General features: G+C 35.1%; 10 protein-coding genes and 1 tRNA gene. 4 read left to right on the forward strand and 7 right to left on the reverse strand.

From position 1 onward, the window contains the following. Positions 1 to 5: 5 nt before the first annotated feature. The 4 genes from mgtE to serS all read right to left on the reverse strand — a co-directional run bounded on the left by mgtE (position 6) and on the right by serS (position 3,816). Positions 6 to 1,358 (reverse strand): magnesium transporter, encoded by a 1,353-nt coding sequence (gene mgtE, locus ACPDHL_RS05460; RefSeq protein WP_430531784.1) that lies wholly within the window; start codon positions 1,356 to 1,358, stop codon positions 6 to 8. Then, positions 1,339 to 2,127, reverse strand: coding sequence for a 16S rRNA (adenine(1518)-N(6)/adenine(1519)-N(6))-dimethyltransferase RsmA (rsmA, locus tag ACPDHL_RS05465; protein WP_430531785.1), 789 nt, complete (start codon positions 2,125 to 2,127; stop codon positions 1,339 to 1,341). The genes mgtE and rsmA overlap by 20 nt, the downstream gene beginning before the upstream one ends. 11 nt (positions 2,128 to 2,138) lie before the next feature. Continuing rightward, positions 2,139 to 2,450, reverse strand: coding sequence for a DUF4286 family protein (locus ACPDHL_RS05470; RefSeq protein WP_430531786.1), 312 nt, complete (start codon positions 2,448 to 2,450; stop codon positions 2,139 to 2,141). Between the two features lie 94 nt (positions 2,451 to 2,544). Further along, a complete protein-coding gene (gene serS / locus ACPDHL_RS05475; protein ID WP_430531787.1) occupies positions 2,545 to 3,816 on the reverse strand; it encodes a serine--tRNA ligase in 1,272 nt (423 codons plus the stop codon). 334 nt (positions 3,817 to 4,150) lie between these two features. Between serS and rseP the strand changes: the two genes are divergently transcribed. Both rseP and ACPDHL_RS05485 read left to right on the forward strand, forming a co-directional pair. Then, complete coding sequence (gene rseP / locus ACPDHL_RS05480; protein ID WP_430531788.1) at positions 4,151 to 5,509, forward strand: RIP metalloprotease RseP; 1,359 nt, start codon at positions 4,151 to 4,153, stop codon at positions 5,507 to 5,509. Between the two features lie 72 nt (positions 5,510 to 5,581). Beyond that, positions 5,582 to 5,655: transfer RNA gene (locus ACPDHL_RS05485), tRNA-Asn, on the forward strand. A 261-nt stretch (positions 5,656 to 5,916) separates the two neighbouring features. Here the strand turns inward: ACPDHL_RS05485 and ACPDHL_RS05490 are convergent. Both ACPDHL_RS05490 and ACPDHL_RS05495 read right to left on the reverse strand, forming a co-directional pair. Continuing rightward, positions 5,917 to 7,365 carry an IS1182 family transposase gene (locus tag ACPDHL_RS05490; RefSeq protein WP_430531789.1) on the reverse strand — a complete coding sequence of 483 codons (1,449 nt, stop codon included), beginning with the start codon at positions 7,363 to 7,365 and terminating at the stop codon, positions 5,917 to 5,919. Between the two features lie 179 nt (positions 7,366 to 7,544). Further along, positions 7,545 to 8,633, reverse strand: coding sequence for an Omp28-related outer membrane protein (locus ACPDHL_RS05495; protein ID WP_430531790.1), 1,089 nt, complete (start codon positions 8,631 to 8,633; stop codon positions 7,545 to 7,547). A gap of 114 nt (positions 8,634 to 8,747) precedes the next feature. On the opposite strand from ACPDHL_RS05495, the gene ACPDHL_RS05500 reads away from it, so the two are divergent. After that, positions 8,748 to 9,233 (forward strand): TlpA family protein disulfide reductase, encoded by a 486-nt coding sequence (locus ACPDHL_RS05500; protein ID WP_430531791.1) that lies wholly within the window; start codon positions 8,748 to 8,750, stop codon positions 9,231 to 9,233. A 4-nt stretch (positions 9,234 to 9,237) separates the two neighbouring features. Next, positions 9,238 to 10,896: a DUF6029 family protein gene (locus tag ACPDHL_RS05505; protein ID WP_430531792.1), complete on the forward strand. Its 1,659-nt coding sequence runs from the start codon at positions 9,238 to 9,240 to the stop codon at positions 10,894 to 10,896. A gap of 21 nt (positions 10,897 to 10,917) precedes the next feature. On the opposite strand, the gene ACPDHL_RS05510 is transcribed toward ACPDHL_RS05505, so the two are convergent. After that, a partial coding sequence (locus tag ACPDHL_RS05510; protein WP_430531793.1) for a hypothetical protein occupies positions 10,918 to 11,135 on the reverse strand: 218 nt, incomplete at its 5' end.

An 11,135-nucleotide genomic window follows, 5' to 3' on the forward strand; every position in this document is an offset into this window, starting at 1 on the left:
AAAATTTAAAAGCCTAGAATCACTTTTGCAATGGAAAAGTAAATTAAAATACCAAAAATATCGTTGCTTGTTGTGATAAATGGTCCTGTTGCTAAAGCGGGATCTACGCCATATTTATTTAAAAGAATTGGTACAAACGTACCAATTAAGCTGGCGATGATAATTACACTAATGAGCGCAATAGAGACGGTAATTCCAATGATGTAATCTACACCTAATAGTACGTGGCTTCCAATCATCAAAAGAATGGCGAGTAAGAATCCATTTAACAAGCTTAGCGAGACTTCTTTTCCCAAGCGCTTCCAAATAGAACCTGAAATGGTATTGTTTGCCAGCCCTTGCACGATAATAGCGGAGGATTGAACGCCTACATTGCCCGCCATAGCAGCAATCAATGGAGTAAAGAAGAAAAGAACGCCGAATTTTTCCATGGCGTCTTCAAAGCTTCTTGAAACGTTTACGGCTACAAAACCTCCAATCATAGCGAGTATCAACCACGGTAAGCGCGCTTTGGTTAAGGTTAGAATGCTGTCATTGGTATCAACATCTTGCGAAATACCTGCTGCCAATTGATAATCTTTATCTGCTTCTTCTTTGATGACATCGACAATATCGTCAATGGTAATGCGTCCAACGAGTCTTCCCATCTCATCAACCACTGGAATAGCTTCTAAGTCGTATTTTTGCATGATACGCGCAACTTCAGTATCTTCCGTGTCTACTTTAACGTAATCTACTTTTGGGATGTAAACATCACTAATGTGTGTAGTGGTAGAAGAAGTAAGTAAATCTTTAAGTGATAATCGCCCTTTTAGACGCCCTTCATCATCTACTACATAGATAGAATGCACGCGAGAAACGTGTTCAGCTTGTTTACGCATTTCCTTGACACAGGTAAGAATCGACCAATTTTCATTGACTGATACAAATTCTTTCGCCATTAATCCCCCTGCTGTATCCTCATCATAACGCAAAAGTTCTACAATGTCTTTGGCGTGTTCTAAGTCTTCAAGCTCTAAGAGTACTTCTTCTTTTCGTTTTTCCGATAATTCAGCAATAATATCTGCTGCATCATCCGTATCGAGTTCATCTAACTCTTCCGCAATCTCTTTAGGAGAAAGACTCTTTAAAATCTTTTCTCGTAAATCTTCATCTAAATCAAGTAATATTTCTGCAGTGACTTCACTATCTAATATATCGAAGATATAAATAGCTTCTTCAGTGTGAAGCTCATTCATAATCTCAGCGATATCCACGGCGTGAATATCCTTAAGGAGCGCTAATAATTCGGCCTCTTGCCCTGTAGCAATAAGTTCTTCGATTTGTTGAATAGTTTCATCACTGATTTTGAACTCCATGTATTTCTATTTTTTTTGTAAGATCAATAAATTCTTCCACACCTAATTGTTCTGGACGCATGTTGAAAATTGCTTCTTCGCGGATCTCATCGGGTAAATTGAAGCCTTTTAAGCTATTTCTCAACGTTTTTCGACGCTGATTAAAGGCAGTTTTTACCACAGTAAAAAACATTTTTTCATTGCATGGCAAAGAATAATTCTCTTTTCTACGCATGCGCATTACCCCAGACTTTACTTTAGGCGGTGGGTTAAAAACATGTTCAGACACCGTGAATAGATATTCAGTGTCGTAAAAAGCTTGCGTTAACACGGAGAGAATTCCATAAGTTTTGCTTCCTTTTGTCTCGCAAATGCGTTCGGCTACCTCTTTCTGAAACATACCCGAAAATTCAGGTACAAAATCGCGCAGCTCTAACACGCGAAACACAATTTGCGTGGATATATTATACGGAAAGTTTCCAATAACGGCAAAAGGTTCTTGGTTGAAGGCTTGTACAATATTAAATTTTAAAAAATCTTGCGCAAAGATATGATCGTGTAACTTGGAATAATGTTGGTGTAAATAATCGACAGATTCCGTATCAATTTCTACTACGAAAGTTTCAATGGGTTTGTCTAAGATATATTTGGTCAACACACCCATTCCAGGACCAATCTCCAATACTTTTTTATATCCTTCTAAGGTAAGCGTATCGGCGATTCGCTTTGCAACACTTTCATCCGTTAAGAAGTGTTGACCCAAGTGTTTTTTTGCTCTAACTTTATCCATGCCGTATCGGTTTAGTGTTCGCTAATAAGCGCTAGTTCTGTTTTGAAAGTAAGCATTAATTCGCCAAATTTTTTGCGTGATTCTCGCTCAAATAAATCAGCATCTTCGCGATAAAATTGATTCAATACCTCCGCATTAGGTGATTCAAATTGAATGGAATAGGTAATACCACCCATATCTTCATCTACGAGTACTTTTACCATACGGGCCTTATTGAATTTATTCGTGTTTAGCATGCCTGGAATATAAAATTCGTTGATCCAAGCCATCCATGTGTCGTGTACGCTTTCATGGATATTTATCGTTATATTGTAAATAATCATCAGGTGGATATTTGGGTTATGCAAAGATAAAAAAAGCACCAAATGTCTTTATCGGATTTGGTGCTTTTCATCTACTTATACGTGTGGTGTAAAATTAATCAATAATATCAAATCCTGTGTACGGTCGTAAGACCTCAGGTATCACAATTCCTTCCGGTGTTTGATAGTTTTCTAAGATTCCAGCTAATACACGAGGCAAAGCTAATGAACTACCATTTAAGGTATGTGCTAGTTGACTTTTTCCTGTTTTATCTTTAAAGCGCAATTTCAAGCGATTTGCTTGGAAGGTTTCGAAGTTAGAAACAGAACTGATTTCTAACCAACGGTCTTGAGCGGTTGAAAATACTTCGAAATCATAGGTCAAAGCAGAAGTGAATCCCATATCTCCACCACATAATCTCAAGATTCTGTAGGGTAATTGTAATTCGTGTAACAATTCTTGTACGTGCTCTACCATTCCATCAAGGGCTTTGTATGAGTTGTCTGGATGTTCAATGCGAACAATTTCCACTTTGTCAAATTGGTGTAAACGGTTTAATCCTCTTACGTGTGCCCCGTAAGAGCCTGCTTCTCTACGGAAACATGGTGTATACCCTGTACATAGAACAGGGAAGTCGCTCTCTTGTAGGATCACATCTCTAAACATATTGGTTATTGGTACTTCTGCCGTTGGAATTAAGTACAAATCATCCACGCCAATGTGATACATCTGTCCTTCTTTATCAGGTAACTGTCCTGTTCCAAATCCAGAAGCTTCATTAATCACATGAGGTACTTGGTACTCCTTATATCCTGCTGCCGTATTTTTATCTAAAAAGTACGAAATCAACGCACGTTGTAAGCGAGCCCCTTTCCCTTTATATACTGGAAAACCAGCCCCTGTGATTTTATTTCCTAATTCAAAGTCAATTAAATCGTATTTCTTCGCTAATTCCCAGTGAGGTAATGCTCCTTCATGTAAGGTTGGAATTTCACCTTGTTGATGAACCGTAATATTGTCCTCTGCATCTTTTCCTGCAGGAACAAGATCCGTTGGTACATTGGGAATCGTATATAACTTTTCTGTAAGCGCCGCAGAAACTTGATTTAACAATTCTGTTAATTCTTTGCTTTGCTCGCGTAAATTGGATGTTTTTTCTTTGATGAGTTCTGCTTTCGCTTTTTCTCCACTCTTCATTAACTCGCCAATGCTTTTGGATAGCTTGTTGGATTCCGCCAAGACATTGTCTAATTCAACTTGTGTTGCTCTTCTTTTCTCATCTAAAGCAAGCACTTCGTTTAGCACCTCCGTAACATCAAGATTTCTTTTGGCCAAGCCTTTAATCACTTGTTCTTGATTCTCTCTAATAAAAGCTATCTGTAACATAGTATAAATAATAGTTTAAGATAACAAAGTTAGAAAATACTTTTTTATTATTTGTCTTTTTGTTGTTTTTCATCCAATTACTCGCGAATAAAAAGAAAAGAATGACTTCAAACGTGTGTTTTTTGACTTTTTGGAGGAATGTCAATTTTTTTCATCGATAAATTTTCGTTTGTTTACTGATAAAAAAAAGAATAGGGTTCCTCAAATGTATTCGCATGTAAGGAATCTCGAAAGGAAAGAATCTTTATCAATAATAGTTTGCTAAAATATAGTTGATAGTTCAACTAATATTTTATTTTTGCCTATTATTCAGATTTGAAACGAAATTAGTACAATGGAAATATTGATTAAACTTTCTCAATTCTTATTGAGTTTATCCTTCTTGATTATTCTACACGAGTTAGGACATTTTATCCCAGCTAAGCTATTTAAAACGCGTGTGGAGAAATTCTATCTCTTCTTTGATGTGAAGTTTTCTTTGTTTAAAAAGAAAATTGGAGATACGGTCTATGGAATCGGTTGGTTGCCTTTAGGAGGATATGTGAAGATTTCAGGAATGGTTGATGAAAGTATGGATACGGAGCAATTGAAAAGTGAACCACAGCCATGGGAATTTCGTTCAAAACCGGCATGGCAGCGTTTGATCATTATGTTAGGAGGGGTGACTGTAAACTTCATCTTAGCTTTTGTTATCTATATTGGAATGACCTACGCCTATGGTGATTTGTATATTTCAAATAAGGATATGGATCACGGGGTTTGGGTACAATCTCCAATTTTACAAGAAGCAGGATTGAAAACTGGGGATAAAATTGTTGCTGTAGATGGAAAGGAAATCGAGCGTTTTAACGACGTAGGCTATGAAGTAATGATGGGGCATCAGATTGAAATTGAACGCAATGGCGTAAGAGAAAATATTGATTTACCTGTGAATTTACTAGGACAGCTGAGTGATGGTGCAAAAAAAGAAGGGTGGATTTCATTGCGTATTCCCTTTGTTATTATGGGGTTTGTAGAGGATATTCAAGGATCTAATGCAGCAGAAGTATTTCAAGCAAAAGATGTTATTAAGAGTATCAACGGCATTCCAACACCTTTTATGGATCAGGTACAGCCAGCGATCGTTGGATTAAAAGGACAAACCGTTCCTGTTGTTATCGAGCGTGATGGAAAAGACGTAACAGTTGAATTGCAGATCAATGCAGATGGCGTTGCGGGAATAGCACCAGCAGGAGGACTTTCAATCGATACCATTAAACAAATGGGATTGTATAATATTAGTCAAGTAAAATATACACTAGGCGAATCTGTTTCTGTTGGTTTAAGTAAAGGAACGGAAAAAGTAGCGGGCTACTTCCAGCAATTAAAGAAAATTATTAAACCTGAAACTGGAGCCTATAAAGGAGTAGGTGGGTTTAAAGCAATCTATGATATCTTTCCTTCGGTTTGGAGTTGGGAATATTTCTGGAATATTACAGCTTTATTGTCAATCATGTTAGGTGTAATGAACTTATTGCCAATTCCTGCCCTAGATGGAGGTCATGTGATGTTTTTGTTGTATGAAATGATTTCGGGTAGAAAACCAAGTGATAAGTTTTTGGAAAATGCGCAAATGGTTGGTTTCTTTATACTTATAGGGTTGTTGTTGTTTGCCAATGGAAACGATATTTATAAAGCAATATTCAGTAAATAAAAAATAAAGCGAATGTATTTGCAGAAATAAAAAATGATGTTATATTTGCACTGCATTTAAGGTAAGATACCTTCCTCCTTAGCTCAGTTGGTTAGAGCATCTGACTGTTAATCAGAGGGTCCTTGGTTCGAGCCCAAGAGGGGGAGCAAAAAAAGCCTGACAATTTCTTGTCAGGCTTTTTTGTTTTTAATGACTATAAAAAAGAGGATGTCTTTTTAGGAGAGGGTACTGAAAAAGTAGCCTGATCATACAAACTGGATCTTTTTACAACAAAAAAATAACGCTTGTAAAGGTATTTAAAGATTCCTTTTTCAAGCGTTATTTATTTTATCGTCAAATAATAGTTTCTTAAAACAAACTATATTAAGATTTATAGTTACTTTTTACAAAGCAGGTCTTTTATATTCCTATTTGTCCATTAATTTGAGTATTCTTTTAATATTTACTGTAAAAATGGTAATAGCTCCTTGCATTTGCATACAAGAAAGTCCGTAGGAGTCTGCTCTTGCATATCCATGTGCATTTTTTAACTCACTATTTTTAGCCTCTATCTTATATCGATGCTTGGCTTCTTGTTTAAATTCTTCGGAATTTTGGAATTCTAATTGTTCTAAATGGGTATTACTTTTTAATGTTAGGGAGTATGTTTTTGCTTTAGCTCCTGGTTTATAACAGCCCTGTTTAAAAGGACATACTTTGCATTTTTCTATATCAAAGTAATAGGTTATTGCCTGATTTTCTCCAATGTTCTTTTTTCCTTGTCTGGCTTTTCTAATAGCTAGATGACCTGCAGGACACACATACATATCTGCATCTTTATTGTAATCAAAATTATCCTCTTTTTTTCTTGTTCCTTCGCTTATTATACTACTTAGTTTAGCTACTATCTTAATATTATTGCTTTTAGCGTATTGTAAATTATCCTTACCAGAGTACGCTCTATCTCCTATTACTGTATCTACGGGCATGCCATTATCAATACTTTCTTCGATTAAATTTTGCAACAACGGGCCATCTGCTTTTTCTCCTGAAGTAACTATAGCACTAGTAATAATACGCTCTTTACTCATGGCAATGTGAGTTTTAAAACCGAAGAACTTTGTATCGGATGATTTATGTCCTGTACGAGCATCTCTATCTTTAGATAAAGTATAACGCTCTTGAATATCTTCAAGAGTCTCTACAAGCATTTCAAATTTCTCCATTACTTTTGGGTAACCAAGTAAGCCACTATTTTTTAAGAACTCTATGAGTGCTTTACTATAAACCAACTCATCTTCTAAATCACTATTCTCATTTTTATTTGGCAAGCTTTTCTTGATCTTCTCATCGATATCATATAAAACTTTACGTAATTGTCTACTGCGCATCTTTAAAGCTTCTATAGCTGAGAAGGGATTAGATCTACTAGCACTGTGAGTAGCTACTATAATTGCATTGGATTTTATAATTTCTTTGCTAATAGCTAAGCGAACTGTTTCCCCTATAAGTAGTTTTAATAAATCACTATCCGATAACCTTAGTTTTCTAAACTTAGTTAAGGTACTAGCATTGATGACATCTTCCTCAGGAGCCATGCCTAAAAAGTATTTAAATGACATATCAAACCGAGAACGTTCTACAACGGCAACATCCGAGATGTCATAAATGCTTTTTAAAAGTAGATACTTAAAAAGTTTTATAGGAGACTCAGCTGTGCGACCATTATCTAAGTAATACTTAGTAATAAGCTCATCATGTACGAAAGAGAAGTCTATTAAATCATTAATCCTGCGTAAGATATTATCTTTTGGAACGATAAGATCATATAAACCAGAGTATGAACTGAGAGACAAAGACTGCTGAGAAGCTAACATAGGGAACAGAATTAGTTTAAAAAATAAAGATAAATAGAAAGAGGTAAACTATAAAAGCAATTCGCTATATAGTTTACCTCTTATTAAGAGCTTATTTTGTCAAAAGGGACTTTTTCAGTACCCTCTTTTTAGGACACCCCCTTTTTTTATAAGCACAATCGTATTGTGACTCTCTTTTATTAACGCACTACTTGGTAGTCTTGTTTTGTATTTGATTTTGCGACAGCTACGTTAAGTACCTCGCCGTTCATATTTGTAACTATTACTACGACTTTTGTATTATCTAGATTGGCTGCTTTGTGTGTAAAGTAAATATCTGTCTTTAGAAACTCTCCACCTTTAACCGATACAGATGAAGCAATATCACTTCCTTTGAATCCATTAGCCATACCAACTAATGTATTGTTGTGTTCGAAGTCTAAAGAATAGTTCCCTTGTCTAGGAAGGTCTCTGTAATATTCTGTTGAATTCGATTGTTTGTATAGTAAGTGATCTTCTAACAAAAAGACAGCATATTTTAGTCCTCCTGTATAGTCTTCTCCAAATTTAATACCGATTTGTATAATTCCATCGCTAGCATATACTTCAGAATCAATTTTAATTCCAATTGTAGAAAACTCTTTGTGTAAGTCAACTACTTTACTTGGATCTTCTCTGAAATTCAGATTTCTGTTTATCGTTGCAAATGGATAACCATCTACACCAACTTCTCTTTCAAATGCTTGTCTGTCGCGTTTGAAAAAATCAAAAGGATCTTCATTGTGTATTGCGATGGCTTGGAATTTTTCACCATCCGTTTTTTCTAATTGTTCAATGTCATAAGCAACAAGTGGACACCATTGACACCAAGCTCCTGTAAAATCTTCAACAAGTACACGGTGTTGGAATTTTGTAGCGTTATTTATTTCGTCATCATCTTTAAATACTGAAATAGTCACTGTATTACTCATCTCTCCAGTTGACTTTTTGGCCTGTACTTTAAAATCTCCAGTTTCAGTAAAAGTGAAATTATCAGCCTCTATTCCTGTTCCATTAACAAGGTATTGAATGTCTTTAATTACATTTCCTTCATACTTAGCTATAAAGCTAACTGTTTCATTTACTTTGATTGTCGTTTGACTTGGAGAAATAATAAATTCTTTTTGCCCTGGTGGTGGCGGATCATTATCATCATTTGAACTATTGTCACTTGATGAACATGAAGCACTAAATAAGCCTATCCCTAATGTAAGTATTAGAAATAGGAAATAATTTTTTGTTGTTTTCATAAAATAATTTGTTAAAGTTGTTTTCGTAAAAATATGTATAAATTTCGGTTAACAAAAAGTTAAATATACTTTTTTTTTTCTATTTTTGAGCTTTACAACTAAAACTGAATATTTATGAAAGTGTTTTATGCATTTATCCTGTTGTTTGTATTTTCTACAGTTACTGCACAACAAAAAGATTTACCCACAGTTACGCTTACTGATTTAGATGGCAAAAAAGTAGATTTTGCTTCTTTTGCAAATGAAGAAAAACCGATTATTGTTAGTTTTTGGGCAACGTGGTGTGGGCCTTGTTTGAAAGAATTAGCCGCGATTAATGATGTCTATGACGATTGGCAAAAGGAAACAGGCGTGAAATTAATTGCCGTTTCAATTGACGATGCCAAATCTGTAAAACGTGTTAAACCTTTGGTTAATGGGAAAGGATGGGATTATACGGTATTACTGGATACGAATCACGATTTAAAACGAGCAATGAATGTGGTGAATGTACCTTTTACTGCTGTTGTTTATAAAGGAAAGATTGTGTACAAACATACAAGTTACACGCCAGGAGCCGAAAAAGAACTCATTAAACAAGTAAAAGCGTTAATTAAGTAGGTCAATGAAGAAGATATTTTTTACAGTTTGTGGATTGCTTTTATTTGTAGGAGCAAAAGCTCAGATACGCGTTGGGTTCGAAAATAACTCACAATGGTATGTAGATGATAAGAAGATTAAGATTGATTCTAAAGAGGCAGATGATCGTTTTAGAACAAACTCGTATTTAAAAGTTGATTACGATTGGAAGAATTGGAGCTTTGGAGCTCAAGTGGAAGGATATGAACCGAAAGCTTTATTGAATTATTCTCCCGAATACAAGGGGTTTGATATAGGAACTCTTTATGCTCGATATAATAATAGAGAATTGGGATTAGATGTTACAGCTGGACATTTTTACGATCAATTTGGAAGTGGACTATTATTCCGTTCATGGGAAGACAGACAATTAGGAGTTAACAACGCTATTTTGGGTTTGAATGTTAAATATTCTTTGCTAGATCATATTGACTTTACTGTATTAGGAGGAAAGCAACGTATCGGAATGGGATTTGATTTAGCAAATTCTTTTATTGTTGGAGGAGATGTAAATGTAGATTTGTCTGGTTTGATGGAGAATGATGCATGGGATTGGTCTGCGGGCTTTAGCTATTTAGGTAGAATTGAAAACTCTCACGCATACAATAAAGACCTAGATAAGATGACAAATGGATATAGTGCAAGAATGAATTTTGGAAAAGGAGGCTTCTATATCGGAGCTGAATATGTTTTGAAAGATAAAGATGTACTATATGAATTGAAGCGATTTAATTATAAAGTCAATCAGGCTGGAAATGCATTGTTAATTAATACAGGATATTCTCAAAAAGGATTGGCATTGGATGTTAATCTACGCAGAATGGAGAATATGAGTTTTTATTCCGAAAGAACGTTTCAAGGAAATGAATATTTTAAAGGAACTCTAAATTATATTCCTGGATTAACCAAACAGTACGATTACTCGCTACAAAATATTTATGTATATCAGGCACAACCCAATTTTGATATGAATATGTTTGGTAAGTTGGGTGAAATCGGAGGACAATTTGACTTTTATTACGAATTTGAAAAAGGAAGTACCCTAGGAGGAGAGTATGGAACCAATGTTGTTGTGAATGGATCTTATTGGGCTGGTGTGAAAAACACAAAGAAAAAAGATGGATCAGGAACAAATGGAGAGTTCTTAGGATTTGCCGAAAAAGCATATTCTGATCTTGGATTGGAAGTTCGAAAAAAATGGACAAAAAATTGGTCGTCAATTTTTATGTACTTGAATCAATATTATAATCCACAATCGTTAGAAGATAAACGAGGGTTGGATAGTTATAAAATAAATATTGCTTCTTTTGAGACAACGTATCAGTTTTTAGAAAATAAGTCTGTTCGTTTGGAAGCACAACATTTATGGACGAAAGAAGATAAGAAGAACTGGGTAGGAGGTACATTGGAATTTGCTTATAATGCAAATTGGGCGCTTTTTGTAAGTGATATATATAATTATGGAAACGACGATAAAGATGCGCGTATTCATTATTATAACGCAGGAGCAAGCTATACAAAAGGCACAACCCGAATTTCAGCTAGTTATGGTAGACAACGAGGAGGATTATTATGTGTTGGTGGAGTTTGTCGTATTGTTTCTGAAGCAGCTGGATTAACATTTGGTATCACAACATCATTTTAAAATTTTAGGATTTTAGAATTATTATTTTGTTTTTGTATAAAAGAGGGAGGCGTTGCTTCCCTCTTTTTTTTTGTGTAGTTCGTTTGTTTCGATTTGTTTTTTGTTTTTTATCTCACCTAATTTATATTTTGTTTTGGTGTTCGATGAACCTTCACTGCGTTTCGGTTCGTTTTTTGTGCGGTTCGTTTTTTGTGCGGTTCGCGCGGTTTGTTTTGATGTATCTATAAGAAGTAGATTTC

The organism is Myroides sp. C15-4 (assembly GCF_050522745.1).
In the GTDB taxonomy this organism is placed as follows: domain Bacteria; phylum Bacteroidota; class Bacteroidia; order Flavobacteriales; family Flavobacteriaceae; genus Flavobacterium.